We start from the raw sequence: 24,394 nt of genomic DNA, 5'->3' as shown, positions 1-24,394 counted from the left end.
GGCCCGGCTGTCAATGGGGAGGCCCCGTGTTCCTGCTCGAATCCGCTGCCAGCGGCGCTCCACAAGACCTGGTGTTTTCCGCGAGCGATCTCGTTGCCGCCAGTGAGTGCGAGTACCGCACGCTCCGGATCCTGGACGAGAAACTGGGACGGGCGCCCAAAGCCGAGTTTCCCGCTGACGAGATGCGGGTCCGTGCCGGCGAGTTGGGCGACCGCCACGAGCAGACGGTGCTGGCCAGTTTGGTGGCCAAGTACGGCGTGTGGGATGCCGGCCGGGCCGCCGGGGTCTACTCCCTGGAACGCGGCAACAACGTCCGCGGGGAACTCCAGGCAAAGCACGCCGAAACCGAGCTGGCCCTCCGTTCCGGCGCCGACGTCGTTTTCCAGGCTACGTTCTTCGACGGTGAGTTCCTTGGATATGCGGATTTCCTGGTCAACGAGGCCGCCGGCACCGGAAAGCCTGGCCGCTACGAAGTGTGGGACACCAAGCTGGCCCGGCACGCCAAGGTGGGAGCCCTGCTTCAGCTGGCGGCCTACGGCGACCAGCTTCTAGGCATGGGCCTGGATCCCTCCCCTGTCGTCACGCTCGTCCTGGGCACCCGCGTCGGTGAGGACTGGTTGCGCAGCACCCACTCGCTGCCGGACCTTTTGCCCGTCTTCCGCGAACGACGCCGGCGCTTCCGCCAGCTCACGGCCGAACACCGCCGGGGCGCGGAGGCAGTCAGGTGGCAGCAGCCCGGCGTCGTCCACTGCGGGCGGTGCGACTACTGCGCGGAACAGGTCCAGCTGAACCGGGACCTCCTCATGGTGGCCGGAATGTCGGTGGTGCAGCGCCGGAAGCTCCATGCTGCCGGAGTCACCACCATCGACGAGCTCGCATCCCTGCCGGCCGCGGACGTGACTAACACGGCAGCCCGCCTGCGCGCCCAGGCACGGATGCAGCTGGGGCTGGATACCCCTGCCGGGTCCCGGACCTTCAGCAAGGACGGCGAACCCCACACGGTCTCCTACACCGTCCTGCCGGACCACGCCATCGGCAGCCTGCCCGCGCCCAGCGCCGGTGACATCTTCTTCGACTTCGAGGGCGACCCGCTCTGGCAGGACCCCGCAACAGGGGCATGGGGCATCGAGTACCTGTTCGGCGTCATCGAGGCGCCGGTGGCTGGTGCGGCCGGTGATCCTGTGTTCCGGCCTTTCTGGGCGCACACCCGTTCCGGTGAGCGGAAGGCGTTCCTGGACTTCCTCGAGTACGTGGAGCAACGCCGGGCGCAGTATCCGGACATGCACGTCTACCACTACGCCGCCTACGAAAAAACGGCCTTGCGTAATCTTTCGCTGGCCCACCAGGCCGGTGAGGACATCGTGGACGACTGGCTGCGGCAGGGCCTGCTGGTGGACCTCTACGCCACCGTGAAACACTCGCTGCGCATCTCCGAGGCGTCCTACTCCATCAAGAAGCTCGAACCGCTGTACATGGGCGACAACCTGCGGTCCGGGGACGTGAAGGACGCCGGCGCCTCCGTGGTTGCCTACGCGGCCTATTGCGCTGCGCGGGATGCCGGGCAAGAGGACCAGGCGGAGGCCATTCTCGCCTCCATTTCGGACTACAACCGGTACGACTGCCTGTCCACCCTGAAGCTGCGGGACTGGCTGCTGGGGATTTCGGCACGTGCGGGAACTCTTCCGGCGGACGCGCCGACGGCAGCCGGTATCCAAGCGGAGGCCGTTGCGGACCGCGCGACCAGCCCTGCCCCGGCCGAAACTCCCGGGGAAACCCCCGAGGAGCAGCAGCTCCGGCACTATTTGGACGCTTTGCCGGACAACCGCCCATGGACGGACGACGAACGCGCTGTTGCGATGGTGTCCGCGGCCACCGGCTACCACCGGCGCGAACGGAAGCAGTTCTGGTGGCAGCACTTCGACCGGGTTGAAGCACCCGTGGAAAACTGGTCCGGGCAGCGCAACGTCTTCGTGGTGGAGTCTGCCGAGGTAACCACCGACTGGGCCCTGGCCAAGCCACGGGAACGCATGCGCACCCGGGTACTGAAGCTGCGCGGCACCATGACCGAAGGGTCTGACTTCCGTGCCGACACCACCTGGTGCCGGCTGTACGACCCTCCGGCACCGGAGGGCATGGCGGATGCCAACGCCTCCCCCACCGCGAGGGCATTCGGATTCGGCACCCTGATCAGTGACATCGCGCCCGCGCCCGACAATCCGGACCATACCGTCATCACCATCGCCGAGCGCGAAAGCGGAAAGGTCGCAGCCTATCCGCACCTTCCGGTCGCCCTGACGGAGGACCAGCCGCTTGCCACGGTGAGCATCGAGGCGGCCATCAAAGAGATTGCCAGGGCTGTCGGCGCGGCGGTGCCGGATCTGCCCAGGCAGCCCGGCGTGGACATCCTCCGGAAGCTGCCGCCGCATTTCCACACCCTGCCGGGGCCCGCGCCAGTGGCCCACGGAGCAGGCGGCGGGGCCGACTATGCCGGAGCCATCGCCGCTTCACTGCGGGACCTGGACCGGTCCTACCTTGCCGTCCAGGGTCCTCCTGGCACCGGCAAGACGTACGTGGGCGCCCGTGTAATCGGGATGCTGGTCCGTGACGGCTGGAAGGTGGGCGTGGTGGCCCAATCACACAACGTGGTGGAAAACCTGCTGTGCCGGTCCATCGAAACCGGCGGGGTGGACCCAGCGGCGGTGGCCAAGAAACTCAGCTCACCCCACCCGGTGCCGTGGAAAGCTACGTCCGACGGCGACGTGGCACGACTGCTGGAGGCACCGGGCGGGTGCCTGGTGGGCGGAACCGCCTGGACCATGACCGGCAAGGAGGTCCCGGCAGACTCGCTGGACCTTTTGGTCATCGACGAAGCCGGACAGTTCTCCCTGGCCAACACCCTTGCCGTATCCCGTTCGGCAAAGCGGCTGCTCCTACTGGGTGACCCGCAGCAACTGCCCCAGGTCACGCAGGGCGCCCACCCTGAACCGGTGGATGAATCGGCGCTCGGCTGGCTGGCAGCGGGGCATGCCACCCTTCCTGCCCGCCTGGGATACTTTTTGGCTGACAGCTGGCGCATGCACCCGGAGCTGTGCCGTGCGGTGTCCGTGCTCAGTTACGAAGGCAAGCTCCATTCAGCCCCGGCAGCGTCGGGCCGGGAGCTGGAAAAACTGCCGCCCGGCGTCGAGACCGTGTTTGTGGAGCACTCCGGACATGCCACGAGCTCCGCCGAGGAAGCCGCGGAAGTGGTCCGGCAGGCGAAACGGCACCTGGGCCTGAAATGGACACCGGGGCCGGACACTGCGGCCCGGCCGCTGGAACAGCAGGACCTGCTGGTGGTGGCCGCCTACAACGCCCAGGTCCACCTGGTCAGGAAGATGCTGTCCGACGCCGGCCTGCCGGACGTCCGCGTGGGTACGGTGGACAAATTCCAGGGCCAGGAGGCTCCCGTGGTGTTTGTTTCCATGGCGTGTTCGGCCGTCTCGGAGGCACCCCGCGGGGCAGAGTTCCTCCTGAACCGGAACCGGATCAATGTTGCCGTGTCACGTGGGCAGTGGCGCGCGGTGATCATCCGCTCCCCCGAGCTCACCAGCTACATGCCCCACAAACCGGCCGGGCTGGAGGAACTGGGGGCTTTCATCGGGCTGAGCCCGCGGGAGTAACCCTGCGCGGAAGCTGGGTGACCTCGCGGCTGCCGGGTGATCTCAGGGCTGCGGGAATCAGCGTGCCGTGAAGTCGCCGAACGTCCCCTCAGCATCGGAAAAGGAGTGCTCCACCCGTTCCACCCGCCCCGGGGCACCGCCAGAGTTCAGCCAGTCCAGGAGCTGACGCACCCGGGCATCCGGCCCCTCGGCAACAAGGTCCACCGACCCGTCCGCCAGGTTCTGCACTTCCCCGGTGAGGCCGAGTTCCCCGGCCTTCCCCATGGTCCGGTACCGGAAGCCGACGCCCTGCACCACACCGAACACCCGCGCGCTCAGGCGGACCTGATCCGGTGACCTTCCGTCAGGCGACGTTCCGCCGTCGGGCGTTGGTCCTGCGTGGTGTGCCATGGGTGCGCCTCCTCCTCAAAACCAGCCCCTTCCCCAACTGGGTAGCACCAACGGCCGTTATGAGGGCTCAAAACGGCAGTTAGCGCGACCCAGTTGGGGTGCGGTCCGATTAGTTGATGGTGATGTCGCGGGTTGCGTGGTTATAGCGGATGGTGACGGTGCCGCCGGCGTGGTGCAGCTCGTGGTTGGGCCCGTCGAATGCGCCGAATGCGCCGTAGTTTTCTGCCCAGGACCGGTTCAGGGCGATCTTGAACGTGTAGTAGCCAGCCGGCAGTTCGGCGCTCTTCTTCCACAGCTGGTCCAGGAAGTCGAACTCCATCTGGGCTTCGTCGTACTGCGGTGCCCAGTTTTCCGGAGCGCCGAGGATGGTGTTGAAGTCGCCGGCCACAGCCACGGCCTCCGGCTGCGGGTGCGTCTCCACGTCCGGACCCTCAAACGGCTCGGTGGCGGCGGGGGCGGCTCCGTCCTTCGCCGGGGACTTCTTCTTCACGGCGTTGACCACGGGTTCCACCGCGTCCTCGATGGCCTTTGCCGCCTTGCCCACAACGGCGGCAGCCTTCTTGGCGGGCGTCTTCCTGGCCGGGGCCTTCTTCGCCGGCTTGGCATCGTCCTTGGCGGGCACCTCAAGGGTGGCTGCGGCCGCGGAGACCGGGCGGACAAAGCCTGCCGGTGCGGTGGGAACCGGGGTGTCGGCAGGAACGGGGGTGCCGGCGTCGAGCGCCGATGCGAAGGACACGGCGTCCGGGAAGGCGACTGTGGCACGCATGCCGTCCTCGGTGATGGTCCAGCCGGAGCGGCCCTTAACCAGCCAGCCGGCCTTGACCAGCTTCGCAGTGGCTGTGGTGAGGGTCTTGTGACCGCGCGGAATGCCGCCGCTAAGCAGCTCTGCCTCGTGATCGTTGAACGGCACGCGTGCCGTGGACTCCGCCAGGACCTGGCCAGCATTCAGCGCATCACCGGACCACACGCCTTCGGTCAGGACATCCAGCACGGTCTTGAGTCGAAGGAAGGTGTTTTCTGCGGTGGACTTGGCCATGATTCCCCTTGTGTGAGAGCGATCCGATGAGAGCATCTTGCCAAGTGCCCGTTAAATCGCGCGACTTTAATTGGTTAACTCTGCGTGTCATGACCGACTATGAAGCGGAAATCACAACAACTGAGGCGGCGGTCTCGGGTAGGGCCGGCTGCATAACCCCGTTGCGCCGGCGCGCGTCGCGTGCCGGGCTGGCCCTGACCGGCCTGCGGGACCAAGTTTAGCCGGTGATCACGCCACCCGGTACGCGGGCGGACCGGTCTTACTGCGCGGGTTCGCCGCTGTTCAGTTCCTCCAGCAGTTCAGCCTTGCGCTCCTCGGACGCGAACGACGAGTGGATGGAGTTGGCCGCGAGCCGCGCCTTGTCGAATTCCGAAAGCTCGAACACCGCCTGCAGCTGGGCGAAGTTGTCATCCACGTAGCCGCCAAAGTAGGCGGGGTCGTCCGAGTTCACGGACACGTTCAGCCCCGCGGCCAGCATGGCGGGCAAGGGGTGGTCCGCCAGGGTGTCCACCGCGCGCAGCCGCACGTTGGACAACGGGCAGACGGTGAGCGGAATCCGGTCCGCAACCAGCCGCTCCACTAGGTCGGGGTCATCCATGCAGCGGATGCCGTGGTCGATCCGCTCCACGCCCAGGATGTCCAGGGCCTCCACAACGTACGACGCCGGGCCCTCCTCGCCCGCATGGGCGGTCAGCCGCAGGCCCGCCTCGCGGGCCTTGGCGTAAAGCCGCTCAAATTTCGACGGCGGGTTGCCCACCTCGGCGGAATCCAGTCCGATGGCACCAATCGGGGCGTCCATGGCAAGGAGTCCGTCCAGGACTTCGAGGGCTGACTCTTCAGGCAGGTCCCGGAGGAACGCCGCGATGAGAAGCGTGGAGATTCCGAAGTCCTCCTTCGACGTGGCCAGCACCGACGCCACGCCGTTGACGCAGGTTTCCAGCGGGATGCCCCGGGAAAGGTGGGCCTGCGGATCCAGCATGATCTCCGCATGCCGGACGCCGGCGGCAGCCGCCCGTTCCAGGTAGGCGTGGGTCATGGCGGCGAAGTCCTCTTCGGTCTGCAGCACCGCCATGTTGGCGTAGTACAGGTCCAGGAAGGACTGGAGGTCGGTGAACTCGTAGCGCCGGCGGAGTTCCTCGATGTCCGCGTACGGGAGGGTGATGCCGTTGCGTTCGGCCAGCGCAAAGATGAGTTCCGGCTGCAGGGTTCCTTCGATGTGCAGGTGCAGCTCGGCCACAGGGAGGATCCGGGCCGGTACGGCTTCCCCTTCCAATGACGCGTCGGCCTGCGGCGATTCGGCCAGGAGCGCTTCGGACGCAGGTGCTTCGGATTCGGACGCGGCAGGGCCACCGGCAAAGTTTTCCATCCGGTCAGGATAATCCCCGTACGGGGTTTCCCGCTTTTCCAGCAACCGTCCCCGTGCCTGGAACAGGCGAAACGCCCATCCGGTCTCGATTTGATAACGCCAGGATGATGTCCTAGCGTGAATTGCATGCCCGCCCGGCGGGCGCACGAATGCCCGGTGCTGCCTACACCAGAACTGCCCAGCGGCAGCCACCGACGTTGACCTCTATTTGTCAGGGGCGGGCAGTGGCGCGACGATCTTCGGGGACGGAGCCAGCGCCGGTGGCCTTCAGGAGCATCACCACCATGAATAAATCCTCTTTCCGTACTGTCGCGCGCCGTGGAGCAACCGTGGCGGCTCTTTCCGCAGCGGGCATTGCCCTCTCCACGTCCGCGGCCACCGCTGCCACGCCCACGTCCACCTGGGATGCGCTGGCGCAGTGTGAGAGCGGCGGCAACTGGTCCACCAACACCGGCAACGGCTTCTCCGGCGGACTGCAGTTCACCTCCAGCACCTGGCAGGCCTACGGCGGCACGGGCTCTCCGGCTGACGCCAGCCGCGAACAGCAGATCGCGGTCGCGGAGCGGGTCCAGGCTTCCCAGGGCTGGGGTGCGTGGCCGTCCTGCTCATCCCAGCTTGGCCTCAATGGCGGCGGCGGCGCCCCTGTCCAGCAGGCACCAATCCAGCAGGCACCCGTCCAGCAGGCACCGGTGCAGGCAGCCGCAGTGGAAAGCGCCCCGGCCGCGCAGGCACCGGCACGGCACGCCACCTCCGTGGCGCTCAGCGGGGAAACCTACACCCTCCAGGCCGGCGACACCCTGAGCTCCGTCGCCGATAAGCTGGGTATCGCAGGCGGCTGGCAGCACCTTGCCGACGCCAACCTGGACACCATCACGGACCCCAACGTCGTGTTCGAGGGCCAGGTCCTCCAGCTCCCCGCCTAAGCGGGCATCAGACAGGTCGGCGATAGACAAATTCCGTTGACCACAAGACGACGCCGGCACGCCCCCACAAGGGACGTGCCGGCGTCGTTCTTTAAGTATTTCCGGACTGCCTCCCGGGCCGGGAGGCACCGGATCGCTAGGCGGCCGGGATCTCCCGGACGATCCGGACCTTCCAGGCGGAATCGTCGGTGGTGTCCAGCAGGGCCACCGTGCCGTGGGCCAGGTTCAGTGCCACGCGCTTGACGGCCAGCAGCTCAAGGTAGAGATGCTCGTTCATCCGCGCAGGGGTGTCGATCATGTACTTCACGGCGTCGCGCACCTTGCGGTAGTTGGCGCTGCGTTCCCGGTGCATGTGCAGTTCCAGCGCGGACCGCTGCTTGAGCCGAGGCTCGTGCCTGTTCAGCAGCGTCACGGCCGTGTGCACGGCCACCACCAGGGCGAGCGAGACGGCGTAGATCCACCAGCCGCTGGAGAGCAGGAACAGGGGCAGGTTACCGATGGCCACGAGGGCGATCACCACCCGGAGGGCTGCGATACGGCGCATGGTCCGGGCCACGGTGGCCATGCCGGCGCGGAAGCCGTGCTGTTCCTTGCGGGCCGCGGCGGGGTCGATGGTGAACTCATCAAGGACCAGGATGCCGTTGGCTTCCGGACCCAGCATCAGCCCGTACCGGGGCAGGGCAGGGCGGGCGGCGATGGTGCTTGTTTCAGGTGTAGATGTCATGAGGGAGCTTCCAAAACGCGGGAGGGGTTGCGGAGATCTTAGTGGTTCAGCCTCCTTCCAGTATGCATGCGTCCACTATTTGGACAACTTATGTGTCTTCCTGTGGCGCCCGGCACTGCAATTGGCACATCCGCCGGGTGCCGTCAGACTGAGTGGATGCAAACCTTCCTCCCGTACCCTGATTTCCGGCAAAGCGCCGCCGCGTTGGACACCGCCCGGCTCGGCAAACAGCGGGTGGAGGCGCTCCAGACGCTCCGGGCGCTGGTGCTTCCCGGCTACGGCTGGCAGACCCATCCGGCCATCCGCATGTGGATGGGCTATGTTCCGGCCCTGACCAGGTACGGGCTGGCCATGGTGGACGAATGGGAGGAACGCGGCCACCCGGACAACACACGGGCCAACATTGCAGAGTTCGCCCCGCAGGCAGCGCACCCGGATTATGCATCGAAGATTCCGCTGCCGCCGTGGCTTGGCGACCCGGAATTCCACCTGAGCCACCGCTCCAAGCTGGTCCACAAGGACGTCAGGTTCTACAGTCCGATCTTCCCGGACGCGATTCCGGAGATGGACTACGTCTGGCCTGAGCCCCGGCATGAGTTCCTTCCGCAGGAGCCGGACGGGGAGATCCTGTGGATCCTGCGCGACCCGCACCCCGAGGTAGATCCGCAGTCGCTGGACACCGTGGCCCTGCCGCCGGTGAACCGCCGCAACGCTGCAGCTGCCGTTGAGCCCGGGGCGGAGGACGGCTACACCCCGGTGTACCTCGAGGAGAAGTCCCGGCGGCCTTCAAAGGAGCCGCGGAAGGCACCGCCGAAGCCGCAGCAGAAGAAGCCCACCCGCAAGCGACTCGCCCAAGAGGAGGCTTTCTCCACGCTGCCGGGCAAGACGCCCGTGGCTGTCCCGTTCGAACAGGGCGCCAAGTTCGCCGTCGGCCAAGTGACGGGCCGGCCCATCACCCTGGCGGACGGCAGGTTCGGCAGGCATTTCGAAGTCACGGAGATCATTGACCGTTCGGCCTTCGCCTACCCGGCCATGCTGCAGGATCCCCGGGTCTTCTTCCCCGTCGAGGCCCCCTGACCATGACGGTCCTCCTGGCAGGCTGCGGGGATCTGGGCACCGAAGCCGGGCTGCGGTTCGCCGCCCTGGGGCACCGCGTGGTGGGGTGGCGCCGCTCCCCCGGGAAACTGCCGCCCGCCATCGAAGGCGTCGCGGCTGACCTGGCGTCCGCAGACCTGCCGCCGGTGCCGGCGGACACCTCCGCCGTCGTCATTGCCGTTGCGGCGGACAGCCCCACCGAGGACGCCTACCGGGCCGCCTACGTGGAAGGCGCCTCGCACGTGCTGGATGCGCTGGAGCGCGACGGCGTGGTCCCGCGGCGGGTGCTTTTTGTCTCCTCCACTGCGGTGTACGGCGACGCCGGCGGCGGCCGGGTGGACGAGACCACCGTCGCCGCACCGGGCGGATTTTCCGGACGGGTCCTGCTGGAAGCCGAAGACCTCATCGCGTCGCGGCTTGCCGGAACAGCGGCGGCGCCCGTTTCGCTGCGCCTCGGCGGCATCTACGGGCCAGGACGCACCCGGTTGATCGACCAGGTGCGCGGCGGGACCGCCGTCGTCCCGGAGGACATCCGGTACACCAACCGCATCCACCGCGACGACGCCGCGGCCGCCATCGTGCATCTTGCCACCATGGAGCCCGCCCCGGCACCGGTCTACATCGGAGTGGACAACGAAGCAGCCGACCTTGGCTCAGTGCTCAGGTTCCTGGCCGCAGAGATGAAGCTCCCCGCCCCGGCGGTGGGCGACGCCGGACCGGCGCGCGGCGGCAACAAGAGGTGTTCCAGCGCCCTGTTGCGGGCCAGCGGCTTCACCTTTGCGTTCCCCACGTTCCGGGAAGGGTACAGGGACGTCCTGGCAGGGAACGGGGTACGGCACCCCTGAGCGGCTGAGCGGCTTCCGGGGCGGGCAGCCGCTTCCTGCAGGCTGGGTCACGTACTGCCCAGCCGTCTAGGCTTCAGCCATGACTGTTCCCACACCCGACGGTGGTCCTCGCCCAGGGCCGGCAGTGAACGATGCGTGGCTGCACCCGCCGGGGCTGCCGGCGCCGGTGCTCTCCGACCAGCGCTGGCTGGACGCCGTTTTCCTTCACTGGCGCATCAGCGTGGCCGAGGCGTCCCGGTTCATGCCCGCGGGCGTCCGCCCGGACGTCTTTGACGGAAGTTCGTGGGTAGGCCTCATCGGGTTCCGGATGGAACAAGCCGGGCTGGGGCGCGGGCCCGGCATCCCCTATCTGGGGAGCTTCAACGAGGTCAACGTGCGGCTCTACTCACGGGCCCCGGACGGGACGCGCGGCGTGGTGTTCCTCAGCCTGGACGCCAACCGGCTGCCGGTGGTGGTTGCCACCCGGGCAGCGGGCATCCCCTACGTCTGGTCCAGGATCCGGCGCTGGCCGGCATTTCCCCCGGGAGCAGGCGGACAGCACGGAACCGGGGCCGGAACCGCGGTACCGGGTGGCGGAGCCTTCCCGCTGGGCTATTCGGTGCGCCGCTTCGGCAGTGGAACCGGCAGCGATTTTGCCGTTGTCCCCCGCCTGGGCGCTGCAGCGGCGGACCCCTTGTCCGTTTTCCTGACGGCACGGTTCGGCATGCACGGCCGGTTCTTCGGCCAGACCGCATTCATCCCCAATACGCACAGCCCCTGGCCCCTCTTTGACGCGGACGTCCACGTGCTGGCCGACGGGCTGGTTGGGTCCGCGGGCATCAGGACAGAGGGGCCGCCGGAGTCCGTCCTCTACTCACCCGGGGTGCAGACGAGGTTCGGCATGCCCCGCATGGTGGGGAAGCCAGCATCCGGGCTGACCCGCTAGAACGTGCTCCCCTGTGGATCCTCCCCGGGGGTGTCCTGCCAGCCCGTGCCCTCGGTGAAGGTGGCCACGAGGGTTCCCACACCTGCCTGCAGGGAATCGGACGGATCGAAGTACAACGAGGCTTCGGACGCCCGGCTGTTGGCAATCAGCTGTTCGGCCTCCAGCTTCGCTTCGGGCACCGTGGCACCCACAATGCCCGTTCGGGCGGGCAGTTCGGGGGCATGGACAACGTCCGCGTCCGTCTGGCTGAGGGGAACCGTGGTGCCTGGGTTGATCTCATCATGGGGGAACTCAAACTCGGCGTCGCTGGAAGCGGCAGGGACCGTGTACTCCAGGAAATAGGTCATCTCCCCACCCTTGCAGAAAGCCGCCCCGCCCGAAACCCCGACGCGCCCGGCAGCCGGCCGGGGTTCCGGTCCTACTTGCCCAGCCCGGCCCGGCGCAGCGCCTCGGCCATGGCGGTGTTCGCCGGGGCCGGCTGGGGTGCAGAAGCGCGCCCGCCGGGGTTCTTTCCTCCGCTGTTCCTGCCGCCCTGGCCGCCGGGCTTACCGCCGCCCTGGCCGCCAGGCTTGCCGCCACGCGGCGGCCCTGCTTCGGTCCGGCGGGGACCCTGCTCGGACCGACGGGCGCCCGGTTCGTCGTCGAGCCTCAGCGTCAGGGAAATCCTCTTCCGGTCAGGATCGGCTTCCAGCACCTTGACGCGCACCACCTGTCCGGACTTCACCACCTCGCGCGGATCGGAAACGAAGCGGTTGGACAGTGCGGACACATGGACCAGCCCGTCCTGGTGCACGCCCACGTCCACGAACGCCCCGAAGGCGGCCACGTTGGTGACGGTCCCCTCCAGGACCATGCCCGGTTTGAGGTCGGAGATCTTTTCAATGCCTTCGGAGAACGTCGCGGTGGTGAATGCCGGGCGCGGGTCACGGCCCGGCTTGTCGAGTTCGGCAAGGATGTCCGTCACGGTGGGCAGGCCGAAGGTGTCGTCCACAAAGTCGCGGGGATCAAGCGTTGACGCCGGCGCCGCACCCGCCGCCACCAGGATCTTCCGGGCCACCGCGTAGGACTCCGGGTGAACGCTGGACGCGTCCAACGGCTCCGCTCCCCCGGTGATCCTGAGGAAGCCGGCGCACTGCTCGAAGGCCTTGGCGCCCAGCCGGGGCACCTTCTTGAGGTCCGAGCGTTTAGCAAACGGGCCGTTTTCGTTCCGGTAGGCCACGATGTTTTCGCTCAGCAGGGGCCCGACGCCGGCCACCCGGCTCAGGAGCGCCGGCGACGCGGTGTTGACGTCGACGCCCACGGCGTTCACACAGTCCTCCACCACGGCATCAAGGCTGCGGTCCAGTTTCGAGGCAGTCACATCGTGCTGGTACTGCCCCACCCCAATGGATTTGGGATCAATCTTCACGAGTTCGGCAAGCGGGTCCTGAAGGCGCCGGGCGATGGACACGGCACCGCGCAGCGAGACGTCCATTCCGGGAAGTTCGGCAGCTGCGAGCGCCGAGGCGGAGTAGACGGACGCACCTGCCTCGGACACCACGAGTTTCTGCGGTTTCCGGTCCACGTCCGGCAGGAGCTTGATGAGCTCAGCGGCCAGCTTGTCCGTTTCCCTGGAGGCGGTTCCGTTGCCAATGGCCACGAGTTCGACGGCGTGCTGCCGCGCCAGCTTCACAAGCGTTGCCAAGGCGTCGTCCCACTTCCGGGCCGGGGCGTGCGGGTACACGGTGTCCGTGTCCACCACCTTGCCCGTGCCGTCCACCACGGCCACCTTGACGCCGGTGCGCAGGCCCGGGTCCAGTCCTAGGGTGGGGCGGTTCCCCGCGGGGGCGGCCAGCAGGACGTCACGGAGGTTTGCGGCAAACACCCGGACGGCTTCATCCTCGGCCGCAGCGAACATGCGGCCGCGAAGGTCTGCAGTGAGCCGGGCCAGGACCCTGGACTTCCACGCCACCTGCGCCGTCTGCATCAGCCAGGCATCGGCGGGCCTGCCGCGGTCGGCGACCCCGAGGAACCTGGCCACCGCTGATTCGTAGCGTGCGCGGGCGGCGGCGAGGGCGTCGTCGTCCGCGGGATCCGCCTCGGCGAGGTCAAGTTCCAGGACGCCGTCCTTCTCCCCGCGCAGCAGTGCGAGCACCCGGTGCGAGGGCATGCCGGCGGGTGACTGGGTGAAGTCGAAGTAGTCGGCGAACTTCTGGCCGTCCGCTTCCTTGCCCTTTTTGACGCGGGACACCATCCGGCCCTGGGTCCAGAGACGGTCGCGGAGGGTGGCGGCAAGGTCGGGGTCCTGTGCCACCCGTTCGACGAGGATGGCCCTGGCGCCGTTGAGTGCCGTGGCGGGGTCGCCGATGGCATGGTCGGCATTGAGGTACTTGGCGGCCTCACGTTCCGGATCCAGGTCCGGCCGCTTCAAGAGAGCATCGGCCAGCGGTTCCAGGCCGGCCTCGCGCGCGATCTGGGCCTTGGTGCGCCGTTTGGACTTGAAAGGCAGGTAGATGTCCTCCAGCCGGGACTTGGTGTCGGCGGCGAGGATTGCCTTCTTCAGGTCCGCGGTCAGCTGCCCTTGGCCTTCAATGGCTTCAAGGACGGCACGACGGCGGTCAGCCAGCTCGCGGAGGTAGCGCAGGCGGTCCTCGAGCTCACGGAGCTGGCCGTCGTCCAGGGTGCCGGTGGCTTCCTTGCGGTAGCGGGCGATGAACGGGACGGTGGACCCGCCGTCGAGCAGTTCGACCGCCGCCTTGACCTGCCAGGGCTTGACGCCAAGTTCGCCGGCTATCTGGGCGTGGATGGCATCGTCCTGGTGGGGAGCTTTCGGGGCAGCGGAAGGGGCTTGCGGCTGTTGAGTCACCAGAACATCTTGCCCTACGTGCCCGCCGCACTCCACCGGCCGGGGCCGCCGGCGACTCGGCAAAGGTATTCCGCTCGGGTCCGCGAAGTGCTGTAGTTGATATGCCGTCAGAGGCAATTGCTGCTCGAGGAAGAGGCCGTGATGAAGGAACTGCTGATTGTTTTTCAGGAGGGGTTCGAGGAGGCCAACATCACCCTGACGGTCAACGGGAAGCAGGTGTGGCGCGACGTGGATGTTTCCACGAATCCGATCCTTGGCATCGCTTCGGAGATCTCCGTGGAACTGCCGGCGAAGGGTTCGCAGGTGGGGGTCGAGGTCACCAACCGGGGCCTTAAGGCGATCACCAAGGTCAGCGGGAAACCCAAAAGCGTGCTCGTCTCCATCCAGGACGACAAGCTGGTGATGAAGGAGGGAACCGGCCGCGAGGCGGTGCTGTAGGCGTCCCTTCCCCCCCTTCCATAACCGGGCGTAAGAGCCCCCCTAGCGAAAGTCCATTCGCTGGAGTAGCATTCGATCACCGCCGGCTTCTCGAGGGGTCCGGCGGGCCAATATTCCGCGTAGGCCGGGGGTCGTCGGATGGCTTCCGGTTTTGGCTGCCGGGACAGCACACCCTGCAGCACAAAAGACGGCGGCACCCATACCGGGTGCCGCCGTCCTTGCTGTTGGGGGTGTTTTTAGCCTGCCTCGCTGCTAGGAGTTCCGGCTCTCGAAGAAGGGGTAGTCGGTGTAACCTTCAGCGCCTGTGGAGTAGAAGGTGGCGGAGTCCGGCTCGTTGAGCGGGAGGCCTTCCTGCCATCGCCGGACGAGGTCCGGGTTGGCGATGGCAGGCCGTCCCACCACGACCGCGTCTGCGTGCCCTTCGGCCACGAGGTCGACGGCTTCTTCCCGGGTGGTCACCACGCCGAAGCCCGTGTTCACCAGGAAGGTGCCGCCAAAACGGTTGCGGAGATCCTGGACAAGTTCGCCGGTGGGCTGGTGGTGGAGGATGCTCAGGTAAGCTAGGTTGAGCGGAGCGATGCTGTCCACCAGGACTTCGTAGGTGGCTCGAACGTCGGCGTCCGTCTCGGCGATGCCCTGGACGTTGTGTTCGGGCGAGATGCGGATACCTACCCGGTTGGCCCCCACGGCCGCCACCACCGCGTTGACCGTTTCGATCACGAAGCGGGCGCGGTTTTCCGGTGATCCGCCGTAGCTGTCGGTGCGGATGTTCGAATTGGGGGCGAGGAATTCGTGCAGGAGGTAGCCGTTGGCGGCGTGGAGTTCGACGCCGTCGAACCCTGCCTCGATGGCGTTGAGGGAGGCGTTGACGAATTCCTGGATGACCATGGGCAGTTCGTCGGTATGGAGGGCACGGGGAACCGGGTAGGGCTGCTTGCCGGCCGGCGTGCGGACAACACCTTCCACTGCGACTGCGCTGGGCGCCACGATCTCCGCGCCGCCGGTGATGTCCCGGTGCGAGACCCGTCCGCCGTGCATGATCTGGGCGAACATCCGGCCGCCCTCGGCGTGCACTGCGTCGGTGACGGTCTTCCACCCGGCTACCTGCGCCGGAGTGAAGATCCCGGGCTGGCCGGCGTAGGAGCGGGCACCTGCGCTGGGGTAGGTGCCCTCACTGACGATGAGGCCCAGGGAAGCGCGCTGGCGGTAATGCTCGGCCACCAGGGCGTTGGGGACGCCTTCTTCACCTGAACGGACGCGCGTCAGGGGCGCCATGACGAGGCGGTTGGGAAGCTCGAGTTCGCCGAGGGTGAGTGGGGAAAACAGCATGCGCGTTCCTTTCGAAGGCTGAAGACTTACTGTCCATGCCAACTACAAGGCGCGCGCAACTATTCCAGATGCGAGGCGAATCACACCTCCACCACCCGGGTGACCGCCGGCCCCGCACGCCTGCCAGGTCTGTTACGGGTATCGGGCCTCCTATCGTGAGGCGCCCGGGCAGCCTTGGCCCTGCGGGTTGGCATTGCAGTCGTCAGCGTAGTTTCGGGTGAGGGAACGCCAGACGCTGACAGTCTGGGGCGGGGAGCTGAACTGACCCTGGCCGGGGATTGGCAGGGCCGGGCCGTTGTTGACGGAGTAGGTCCCCTGGAACGACGTGGTCAGCACCACCTGGAAGTCGCCGGTGGAGCCATAGGCGTGGCTGGTCCTGGTCTTTTCACCCCAGCGTTCCTGCGGCAGCGGTCCACCCATTGAGGCTTGAGGGCCGAAGACCGTGCCGTCATCGTAGTTCCAGGTGTATTGGACCGGGGTGGCGACAACATGCACCTGCTGGCCGAACATTGTGATGTCGAACTGCTGTTCCACGGCTTCGGCGTAGAAGTTGGTCTCTGCTCCCCTCAGGGTGTGCGGGCTGGGCTGGGCCGTGACCGCGCCTGCCTTCACCGGAAGGTTCTGGAACTCCCGCTGGATGTCCGCGGCGATCCGTGGCAGCAGGTCCTCAGGCTTGGCGTCGTAGAGGCAGGTGGGGCCGGAGTGCGGCGCCCAGACCGCACCCGGGACGCCACGGGGCCGGGACAGCCACATGACCGGGATGCCGTCCTCGCCGTCGGGACCGTCCTTGCACTCCAACTGGCGCGCCAGGCACGGCGTATCGAAGTCTCCACCGCCCAGATGGCACTGCAACTCGTACTTGTACTCATTGGGGTCAGTGTTCACTGCGCCTGGTTCAGGAGTGACAAATTCGTTGCGATCGGAGTCCCAAACGTGTCCGCTCATACCCAAGCCAGGATTCCACTCACCACCGAACTCCGGATCATCAGCCGCTTGAACTGGAAGTGGACTGAGCAAGACGGCGCTCGCAGTGACCACGACTAGGCAGAGCCGCTTCAACCGGAACATTGTCAACCAACGATGCTTCCGAGTTCACTGGCAGTCCACGCCCCGCCTTTGTAGTCCAACATTAGGAGGTTGCCCTGATCCGGTGCCTGAGGATCAGTTCGAGCGACTGAACCGTCGGCGCGCATGTAGGACAAAGGTTCTTGATGAACTTGCACGGCAACTTGATATCGGCCGTCCTCGGCCTTCTCGAAAGTGGTGTTCGCGACAGGAGTGGTCAGTTTGCCACCAACCAACCAACGGCCTTCCGAGTGCCAGTTCTTAATGACTTCCTTGACCTTCAAACAAGCAGTGCACCCCGGCGGCTCCACCTGTTCGAATATGTCGACGTTGCCGGTTTCATAGGCATAGCTCAGGACGCTGAACCAATACTTCGCATATGCCTCGGCCCCCTCCTTCGTCTCCGTTTTCGCTACTTCGGGCAGCACGGGGACCGGGACGTTCTGAGCCGGACCGGACGCGTCGGCCGGCTTGTACACCGCACTGGGCGTGGGTGAAGGCGAAGTGGAGGGGCTGGGCGACGCGGGCGGGGTGGCGGAGGCGGAGGCCGGAGATGTTCCCGGATCCGCCGGGGCTCCCCCCGAACACCCGGCCAGCACTACAGCACCGGCCACGGCAAGGGCCGCGGCGGCAGGCCGAAGACCGAAAGACATACGGACGTTATGCGAGATCATGGGCCGCTATTCCCCCAGTAGTGACGACGGCTTGCTCCGGGCAGTGACTTAAGGGTAGCCCAGGTCACAATCGGGCGATAAGAGTTATCCACAGGAAAAGCCGGCGCCTTGGGAGGCGCCGGCTTTCCCAACCGGATCAATCGGGGCCCACGCCCCGTAACGTTACTTCTGGGCCGGCAGCACCAGTTCGCCCGACTTGTCCGTGGAAAGGGCAAGCGAAGAGACATACTGCGGGCCGCCGTCGGGCGCGTCCTGTGCCGAGCGCACCATGTCCGGGCGTTCGAACTCCAGGCCGGTCACGTGGCACAAAAGCTTGGCGTCGCTGGGGTTGCCGTCCGCATCGAACATGGGCAGGTCGATGCCGTCATCGGTCCGCCGCAGGTAGAACTTCCCGCGGGTCAGGACCGCAAGGACCGGTGGCAGCACCAGCGCCAGGCCCACCGCGAAGATCGGCGAGTACGGCTGGATGCCGGAACCAAAGGCGCCGAAAAACACCGCAATGGAAATACCCGCGGAGACGAGCATGGACAGGAAGCCCACCGGGTTCACCGCGTAGAGCATGCCGCGGCGGAACTCAGGGACCTTGGGTGAAATCTTCAGCAGGTACTTGTTGATGGCGATATCGGATGCCACGGTGACCACCCAGGCCATGGCGCAGTTGGCGTAGAAGCCCAGGATGGTGTTGAGGAAGTCGAACATGTTCGCTTCCATCAGGACCAGGGCAATCAGCAGGTTGACCACCACAAACACCATCCGGCCCGGGTACGTCTTGGTGATCCGGGTGAAGGAGTTTGTCCAGGCCAGGGACCCGGAGTAGGCGTTGGTCACGTTGATCTTGATCTGCGAGATGACCACCAGCACCACGGCCAGCGTCATGGCCAGCCAGGCGGGCATCATCTCCTGGTACACGCCGAGGAACTGGTGCACCGGCTCGTTGGCGGTCGCGGAGGCCGCAGGATCAAGCGAGGCAATCAGGTAGATGGCAATGAACAGTCCAACGATCTGCTTGATGGCCCCGAAAATGACCCAGCCCGGGCCAGCCAGGATCACGGCACGCCACCAGGCTCCCCGGTTGGCATCGGTGCGCGGCGGCATGAAGCGGAGGTAGTCGATCTGCTCGGCAATCTGCGCCATCAGGGACAGGCAGACGCCGGCGGCCAGCATGACGGAGGCCAGGTTCGGGCCGCCGTCGCCGGACTCACCCGTGTAGGCGAAGAAGCTGTTGATGCTCTCCGGGTGCGAGACCAGCAGGTACCCCACCGCGACCACCATCAGCAGCAACCACAGCGGCGTGGTCCACACCTGCAGCTTGGCCAGGGTGTTCATCCCGTAGATCACCAGGGGAATGATGATCACCGTGGATGCCGCGTACCCCAGCCACTGCGGGATGCCGAGTCCCAGCTCAAGCCCCTGCGCCATGATGGAGCCCTCCAGCGCAAAGAAGATGAACGTGAACGTGGCAAAGATGATGTTGGTGACCACGGACCCGTAGTAGCCGAAGCCGGAGCCGCGGGTAATCAGGTCCAGGTCGATGTTGTAGCGGGCCGCGTAGTACGCCAGCGGGAACCCGGTGGCGAAGATGATGACGGCGGCCACCAGGATGCCGAAGATTGCGTTGACGGTGCCGTAGGAGATGCCGATGTTCGCGCCGATGGAGAAGTCCGCGAGGTAGGCGATCCCGCCCAGCGCGCTGGTGGCCACCACCCTGGCGCTCCACTTGCGGTAGGACCGCGGGGCAAACCGCAGCGTGTAGTCTTCGAGGCTCTCCTTGGTGGCGTTCAGTGCGGCGGTGTTGCCCGCCGCCTGGGCGGCCGGGGAGCCGACGACGGCGGCGCCCGGAGGTGCGGCGGGCTCCAGCAGTTGGGTGGTTTCTGAGTCGTGGCTCATTCGGGTGCTTCGCTTTCGTTAGCAGTTCGAAGGTCTGGAGGCGACGCTATCCAGCCGAAGAGACGAACCCGTCACGGCATTGTTTCGAAGTCGTTAAGCGTTGACTGGCCCTGTCAACAAACGCTGCGCGCTGTGGTTGTCGCGACTCCACAAAAACCGCAGGCACCCATGGAACTAGCGTCTGAAGGAGACTTCCCGCGACCCAAAGGACCCGCCAATGACCATCCACGCTACAGACCACGCCATCCTCGACACCGCGCGCCGGCAGGTCCTGGACCAAGGCATTGGCCTGGCCGAGGAGCAGCTGGTGGACGTCCTCAGCCTCCCTGACGACGCCCTCCCGGCAGCCCTCGACCTTGCCCACCAGGTCCGGCTCAAGCACTGCGGCGAGGACGTGGAAGTGGAGGGCATCGTCTCCATCAAGACCGGGGGCTGCCCCGAGGACTGCCACTTCTGCAGTCAGTCAGGGCTGTTCGACAGTCCGGTCCGTGGGGTCTGGCTCGACATCCCGGAACTGGTCAAAGCCGCCAAGGAGACCGCCGCCACCGGAGCCACCGAGTTCTGCATTGTGGCAGCCGTGCGCGGCCCGGACATCAAGCTGATGAACCAGGTCAGGTTCGCCATCAACCGCATCCGGCAGGAGGTGGACATCAACATCGCCTGCTCCCTGGGCATGCTGACACAGGAGCAGGTGGACCAGCTCGCCGGGTGGGGTGTGCACCGCTACAACCACAACCTTGAAACCGCCCGCAGCTTCTTTCCGCAGGTGGTCACCACCCACACCTATGAGGAACGCCTGGCAACCTGCGCCATGGTCAAGGACGCCGGGATGGAACTGTGCTGCGGGGCGCTCATCGGCATGGGCGAGACGCTTGGGCAGCGCGCGGAGCTCGCCGCACAACTGGCGGCCCTGGATCCGCACGAGGTGCCGCTGAACTTCCTCAATCCGCGGCCCGGCACGCCGTTGGAGCACCAGGAGATCATGGACGGCAAGGACGCCCTCCGCGCCATCGTGGCGTTCCGGCTGGCCATGCCGCGGACCGTCCTGCGCTACGCCGGAGGCCGCGAGCTCGCCCTGGGCGACCTGGGCACGCGCGAAGGCCTGCTCGGCGGTATCAACGCCGTCATCGTGGGCAACTACCTGACCACGCTGGGCCGGCCCGCCACCGCGGACCTCAATCTCCTGGTGGAGCTGAACATGCCCATTAAGGAATTGCAGAAGACCCTGTGACCACCTCCCGGACCGGCGCGGCCAGAGGTGCCCGCGGCACCTACTGCGGGCATTGCGGCGGCCCCTGCGTACCGTGGACGGACGGAGGCGGGAACGCGGACGACGGCGGCACCGCGGCTCCGTCGCCGGCCCACCGCCAGTGCCTCTCCAGCCTGCAGTGGGAGCCTCCGCGGTTCTGCGTCCAGTGCGGCCGCAGGCTGAAAGTCCAGGTCACCCCGCTGGGCTGGCGGGCCGAATGCTCACGCCACGGCCCCACCACCGCACCGTAAGAATGCGACTTAAGCCTCTGGCACTTTTCTACATCCCGTAGAAGAATGGCTGCATGATCTTCGAACACGCTGATGGGCAGCCCGTACTCGAACTCACCGACGAGCAGTCGTGGGACCTCCTCGAAGGAACCAAGCACGGCCGGCTGGTGGTTTCCGTTGCCGGCGAACCGGACATCTTCCCCGTCAACTACGTCACCGCGGACTGGAAGATCTATCTGCGGACCGCGCCGGGCAACAAGCTCGCACAGCTGACCATCAACTCCAAGGTGCTCTTTGAAACGGACGGCATCCTTTCGGACCAGGCATGGTCCGTAGTGCTGCGCGGGAGCGCACGGGTGCTGACCACTTCCGCCGAGCTGGAAGCGGTGGAAGCCCTGGGCCTGAAGACGTGGGTGCCCACGCTGAAGGACTTCTACGTCGAAATAGCACCGGCCTCCATCAGCGGCCGGCACTTCAACTTCGGCGAACAGCCCGAACGCGAGATCTAGGCGCTCCTGGACTGGAACCATGGCGGACAAGCTGACGGCTGAGCAACGCAGCTGGAACATGTCCCGGATCCGGGGCAAGAACACGAAGCCCGAACTGCTGGTGCGCAGGCTCCTCCACGCCAAGGGCTACCGCTACCGCCTCCACGGCGCCGCGGGCGCGGGCAAACTGCCCGGCAACCCGGACCTGGTATTCGCCGGGAAACGCAAGGTCATTTTTGTCAACGGCTGCTTCTGGCACTTCCACGACTGCCGGGTGGGCCAACACGCGCCCAAGAACAACGCCGACTTTTGGGAGGCCAAGCGCACCCGCACCAGGGAGCGCGACGCCGGCCAGCGCCGCCAGCTCGAAGCCGCCGGCTGGGACGTCCTGACCGTGTGGGAATGTGAACTCAAGGACGGCCCGACGCTCGAGACCCACTTGGTCCAGTTCCTTGAAAACCAGCGCCGGTCTTGAGCCAATCTTTTCCCGCCGGACCCAGCTTCCTTGATCCGGACCGCGCAGACTTAGCAGGTGTTCCCGCCGGGAACACCTGCTAAGTCTTGAGGGCAGCCCCGCCGGCCGGTCCCCTATGCCCTTCGGGCCGCCAGGGCGGATTTGAAGGCTGCTGCCGACGAGTCGCTGCTGTTGATCCGCCAGTCTGTTTCCTTCTGGAGGTGGAACCAGACGAAGCCCAGTACGTCGGCCTGGGTGGAAAGGTAGGACACCAGGTCGGTGTTCCAGGCCGCTTTGGAGCCGCCCAGCTCGCTGGAGGCGACTTCTGCGATCAGGACCGGCTTCCCGGGGGCCAGTGCGCGGAGCTGTGCAATGCCCGGACCGAACAGGTTCTGCGGGGAGGCCCAACTGCTCCACGTCTGCGAGGTGCCCCAGTTGTAGCCGTCAAGGGCCACGATGTCCACGTACGCCGCGCCGGGGTAGAGCCCGGCAAGGTCCGTTGAGCCGAAGTACGGAACGTTCGGGGACCAGACCCACTGGACGTTCGCGGCCCCCATGGCGGCGACGACGTCATGGACATGGCGCCAGGCAGCGACGTAGTCACCGGCTTGGTTCCCGTTCACCCCTTCAGCCCATGGGTACCAGTTGCCGTTCATCTCATGCGCAAAGCGAAGCATCACGGGCTTGCCCCAGGCAGCCAAGGCCTGGCCCCATTCGCGCAGCCTGGCGTCATGGTCGCCCAGGGTGATCCGGTCCAGCGCATAGGCCGCCTGGTCAACGCCGCCGCCCCAGGCCCACGGCTCCCATGTGAGCAGGGGCGTGGCTCCCCTGGCGTTCACGGCGTCGAGCTCGGCCAGCGGCGGGGCTTGGAGGAAGTCCTTGTAGGAGAGGATGATGCTCGGGGTTTCCCCCGCGACGGCTGCCACCTCGTCCAGTTCCGCCGTGGCCAGCGGCCCGCCGGCGGTGGCAGCGCCGAACCGCAGGATGTCAGCGCCGCCTGGTGGCGGTTCCGGCGCCGCGGCCTGGACCGTGAACACGGTTGACGCCTTGATGGACGAGGTCTTCGCCGTGACGGTGACGTTCCCGGTGGAAGCGGCCGGAATCGTCACTCCCGTGCTGAAGGCACCGGTGGTTCCTGTCTTGAAGGCGAACGTTGCTGGACCGATGATCACCGTTCCCGTGGTGGCCGCCTTGAACCCGGTTCCGGCAACCGTCACGGCGGAACCGGCCGGTCCGGAGGCCGGACTCAAGGTGATCGCTGCCGGAGCGGCGGCCGCCGCGGCAGGCTGTACCGCGGCGAGGACCAGCCCGGTACCAACGAACAGTGCGATGCCAAGTTTCTGCAGTATTTTCGTAAACACAACCCATCCCCAGCTGACGGGCGGCCGCAGCCGCAAAGTGGTGGTGCTGGAAGCACTGGGTCAAGTATTGGGCGCGGAAACCGCAGAGTCATCAAGAAACCCACAATTCTTCCCCGAACCAGGGTGGCCCTGGAGCGGCGGACCTACCCTGAAATTGCACACCCGCCCCACCCCGATGACGCGCTGCCGGAGTGAAACGTCAGCTGAAAGGACCCCCCGTGAGCCCCTCGGATGACGCCCCCCTCCCCTTGGTGGACCAGTCAGTGCTGGACCGTCTCCGCGAAGAACTCGACGAGGACGGAGGGTACTGCAGGGTGTTCGTCGGGAACTTCATCGAGTGCCTGCCGCAACGGATCAGCAAGCTGCGGCTGGCGCTGACCACCGGCGACCTGGACGGTTCGGTGGACGCTGTGCTTAGCCTGAAGACCTCCAGCCAGATGGTGGGCGCCGAGCGGCTGGCGGGACTGGCCATCGCCCTGGAAGCGGAAATCCGCACCGGAGCTCACCAGGACGACGCCGCCGTCGTCCTTCCGCACCTGGCTGCCGCTTTCCTGCGGAACATCAGCCAGTGCAGCCGGCAGACCATGCACCGGCTGCAGGCTCAGTGCGCGCTCGGTGCCAGCCTGTAACCGACGCCGCGGACCGTCTGCAACCAGCGCGGCTGCTGCGGGGAGTCGCCGAGCTTCTTGCGCAGGTTGCCCATGTGGACCTCAACGGACCGTTCGTCCGCTTCGCTGATGTAGCTGCCGACGTCGTAGTCCTCGTCCCGCAGCCGGCGCACCAGGTCGGACTTGGTGCGGACCGTCCGCCCGGCTTCCAGCAGGGCGTGCAGGAGTTCGAATTCCGTGCGCGTCAGGTTCATCTCCCTGCCGTCCACCAGCACGGTGCGGGAGGCGTAGCTCAGTTCAAGGCCGTTATGGCTGAAATTGCCGCGCTCCGGGTGCCCGTTGGACTCGGCGGGCGCCTCTGCCGGGGCATCCGCAGGCTCGGGCGCGGACCGTGGCCGCCGCATCATGGCCGCAACCCGGGCACGGAGCTCCCGCGGCCGGAACGGCTTGGTCAGGTAGTCGTCGGCACCGGACTCGAGTCCGATCAGGGTGTCCAGCTCCTCCGTGCGGGCCGTCAGCATCACGATGTAGGCGTCGGAGAATTCACGGATCTGTCGGGACACCTCAAAGCCGTCAATGTCAGGCAGGCCCAGGTCAAGGGTGATGACATCAGGGTTGATGTTCTTGGCCACGAGCACGCCCTCGGCGCCGCTGCTGGCCACAGTTACGTCAAATCCGGCCTGGGTCAGCACCGTGCGAACCAGTTCCCGGATGTCGTGGTCATCCTCGATGACAAGTCCCACACGTGCATCACTCATAGCGCCCCCTCAGCAGCCAACGTCAGAAGTATAACCGGCTGCCGA

General features: G+C 66.6%; 23 protein-coding genes. 11 read left to right on the top strand and 12 right to left on the bottom strand.

Translation table 11 applies throughout. The features are described from left to right. Positions 1–26 precede the first annotated feature (26 nt). The gene (locus AS031_RS17870; RefSeq protein WP_058269509.1) at positions 27–3,659 is read left to right on the top strand and encodes a TM0106 family RecB-like putative nuclease; all 3,633 of its coding nucleotides are present in this window, start codon (positions 27–29) and stop codon (positions 3,657–3,659) included. A gap of 57 nt (positions 3,660–3,716) precedes the next feature. Here AS031_RS17870 and AS031_RS17865 read toward each other — a convergent pair whose 3' ends face one another. From AS031_RS17865 to AS031_RS17855, 3 genes are all read right to left on the bottom strand, one after another. Next, a complete protein-coding gene (locus tag AS031_RS17865; RefSeq protein WP_074447014.1) occupies positions 3,717–4,049 on the bottom strand; it encodes an acylphosphatase in 333 nt (110 codons plus the stop codon). Positions 4,050–4,158: 109 nt separating this feature from the next. Further along, positions 4,159–5,085 (bottom strand): pullulanase X25 domain-containing protein, encoded by a 927-nt coding sequence (locus AS031_RS17860; protein WP_058269508.1) that lies wholly within the window; start codon positions 5,083–5,085, stop codon positions 4,159–4,161. 259 nt (positions 5,086–5,344) lie between these two features. Continuing rightward, positions 5,345–6,451 (bottom strand): adenosine deaminase, encoded by a 1,107-nt coding sequence (locus AS031_RS17855; protein WP_228379668.1) that lies wholly within the window; start codon positions 6,449–6,451, stop codon positions 5,345–5,347. 284 nt (positions 6,452–6,735) lie between these two features. On the opposite strand from AS031_RS17855, the gene AS031_RS17850 reads away from it, so the two are divergent. Continuing rightward, positions 6,736–7,374 (top strand): LysM peptidoglycan-binding domain-containing protein, encoded by a 639-nt coding sequence (locus tag AS031_RS17850; protein WP_058269558.1) that lies wholly within the window; start codon positions 6,736–6,738, stop codon positions 7,372–7,374. Positions 7,375–7,510: 136 nt separating this feature from the next. Here the strand turns inward: AS031_RS17850 and AS031_RS17845 are convergent, their stop codons facing one another. Next, positions 7,511–8,098, bottom strand: coding sequence for a hypothetical protein (locus AS031_RS17845; RefSeq protein ID WP_058269507.1), 588 nt, complete (start codon positions 8,096–8,098; stop codon positions 7,511–7,513). A 156-nt stretch (positions 8,099–8,254) separates the two neighbouring features. Here AS031_RS17845 and AS031_RS17840 point away from each other — a divergent pair, with 156 nt between their 5' ends. The 3 genes from AS031_RS17840 (at position 8,255) to AS031_RS17830 (ending at position 10,963) form a co-directional block, all read left to right on the top strand. Next, positions 8,255–9,175, top strand: coding sequence for an MSMEG_6728 family protein (locus AS031_RS17840; RefSeq protein WP_058269506.1), 921 nt, complete (start codon positions 8,255–8,257; stop codon positions 9,173–9,175). Between the two features lie 2 nt (positions 9,176–9,177). After that, positions 9,178–10,038, top strand: coding sequence for an NAD-dependent epimerase/dehydratase family protein (locus AS031_RS17835; protein ID WP_058269505.1), 861 nt, complete (start codon positions 9,178–9,180; stop codon positions 10,036–10,038). A gap of 79 nt (positions 10,039–10,117) precedes the next feature. After that, positions 10,118–10,963: a YqjF family protein gene (locus tag AS031_RS17830; protein ID WP_082642044.1), complete on the top strand. Its 846-nt coding sequence runs from the start codon at positions 10,118–10,120 to the stop codon at positions 10,961–10,963. On the opposite strand, the gene AS031_RS17825 is transcribed toward AS031_RS17830, so the two are convergent. Next, on the bottom strand, positions 10,960–11,310 hold the full coding sequence (locus AS031_RS17825) for a hypothetical protein (RefSeq protein ID WP_058269503.1): 351 nt from the start codon (positions 11,308–11,310) through the stop codon (positions 10,960–10,962). The genes AS031_RS17830 and AS031_RS17825 overlap by 4 nt on opposite strands. A 71-nt stretch (positions 11,311–11,381) precedes the next feature. Beyond that, complete coding sequence (locus AS031_RS17820) at positions 11,382–13,808, bottom strand: Tex family protein (protein WP_058269502.1); 2,427 nt, start codon at positions 13,806–13,808, stop codon at positions 11,382–11,384. Between the two features lie 120 nt (positions 13,809–13,928). Here AS031_RS17820 and AS031_RS17815 point away from each other — a divergent pair, with 120 nt between their 5' ends. Then, positions 13,929–14,246 carry a hypothetical protein gene (locus AS031_RS17815; protein ID WP_058269557.1) on the top strand — a complete coding sequence of 106 codons (318 nt, stop codon included), beginning with the start codon at positions 13,929–13,931 and terminating at the stop codon, positions 14,244–14,246. Between the two features lie 252 nt (positions 14,247–14,498). Here AS031_RS17815 and AS031_RS17810 read toward each other — a convergent pair whose 3' ends face one another. The 4 genes from AS031_RS17810 to AS031_RS17795 form a co-directional block, all read right to left on the bottom strand. Further along, on the bottom strand, positions 14,499–15,575 hold the full coding sequence (locus AS031_RS17810; protein WP_058269501.1) for an alkene reductase: 1,077 nt from the start codon (positions 15,573–15,575) through the stop codon (positions 14,499–14,501). Between the two features lie 150 nt (positions 15,576–15,725). Next, complete coding sequence (locus tag AS031_RS17805) at positions 15,726–16,460, bottom strand: hypothetical protein (protein ID WP_228379667.1); 735 nt, start codon at positions 16,458–16,460, stop codon at positions 15,726–15,728. Between the two features lie 185 nt (positions 16,461–16,645). After that, a complete protein-coding gene (locus AS031_RS17800) occupies positions 16,646–17,293 on the bottom strand; it encodes a DUF6318 family protein (protein WP_228379666.1) in 648 nt (215 codons plus the stop codon). A 183-nt stretch (positions 17,294–17,476) separates the two neighbouring features. Next, entirely contained in the window at positions 17,477–19,201 is a 1,725-nt protein-coding gene (locus AS031_RS17795; RefSeq protein ID WP_058269498.1) for a purine-cytosine permease family protein, read from the bottom strand. 217 nt (positions 19,202–19,418) lie between these two features. On the opposite strand from AS031_RS17795, the gene bioB reads away from it, so the two are divergent. The 4 genes from bioB to AS031_RS17775 are packed head-to-tail and all read left to right on the top strand — an operon-like array spanning position 19,419 to position 21,643. After that, positions 19,419–20,432, top strand: a complete 1,014-nt coding sequence (gene bioB / locus AS031_RS17790; RefSeq protein ID WP_058269497.1) for a biotin synthase BioB — start codon at positions 19,419–19,421, stop codon at positions 20,430–20,432. Further along, the gene (gene bsaP, locus AS031_RS17785) at positions 20,429–20,701 is read left to right on the top strand and encodes a biotin synthase auxiliary protein BsaP (protein ID WP_058269496.1); all 273 of its coding nucleotides are present in this window, start codon (positions 20,429–20,431) and stop codon (positions 20,699–20,701) included. Before bioB ends, bsaP begins: the two co-directional genes overlap by 4 nt. A 53-nt stretch (positions 20,702–20,754) precedes the next feature. Continuing rightward, positions 20,755–21,189, top strand: coding sequence for a pyridoxamine 5'-phosphate oxidase family protein (locus AS031_RS17780; RefSeq protein ID WP_058269495.1), 435 nt, complete (start codon positions 20,755–20,757; stop codon positions 21,187–21,189). 19 nt (positions 21,190–21,208) lie between these two features. After that, the gene (locus AS031_RS17775) at positions 21,209–21,643 is read left to right on the top strand and encodes a very short patch repair endonuclease (RefSeq protein ID WP_058269494.1); all 435 of its coding nucleotides are present in this window, start codon (positions 21,209–21,211) and stop codon (positions 21,641–21,643) included. A gap of 113 nt (positions 21,644–21,756) precedes the next feature. Here AS031_RS17775 and AS031_RS17770 read toward each other — a convergent pair whose 3' ends face one another. Beyond that, entirely contained in the window at positions 21,757–22,983 is a 1,227-nt protein-coding gene (locus tag AS031_RS17770; RefSeq protein WP_141688863.1) for a glycosyl hydrolase, read from the bottom strand. Positions 22,984–23,201: 218 nt separating this feature from the next. Between AS031_RS17770 and AS031_RS17765 the strand changes: the two genes are divergently transcribed. Next, positions 23,202–23,612, top strand: a complete 411-nt coding sequence (locus AS031_RS17765; protein ID WP_058269493.1) for an Hpt domain-containing protein — start codon at positions 23,202–23,204, stop codon at positions 23,610–23,612. Here the strand turns inward: AS031_RS17765 and AS031_RS17760 are convergent. Then, the gene (locus AS031_RS17760) at positions 23,585–24,349 is read right to left on the bottom strand and encodes a response regulator transcription factor (protein ID WP_176716569.1); all 765 of its coding nucleotides are present in this window, start codon (positions 24,347–24,349) and stop codon (positions 23,585–23,587) included. The genes AS031_RS17765 and AS031_RS17760 overlap by 28 nt on opposite strands. Between the last annotated feature and the right edge of the window lie 45 nt (positions 24,350–24,394).

The organism is Pseudarthrobacter enclensis, assembly GCF_001457025.1.
GTDB classification, from domain to species: domain Bacteria; phylum Actinomycetota; class Actinomycetes; order Actinomycetales; family Micrococcaceae; genus Arthrobacter; species Arthrobacter enclensis.
The sequence above is the reverse complement of the archived record's forward strand: the minus strand, read 5'-3'. Positions and strand labels throughout refer to the sequence as shown.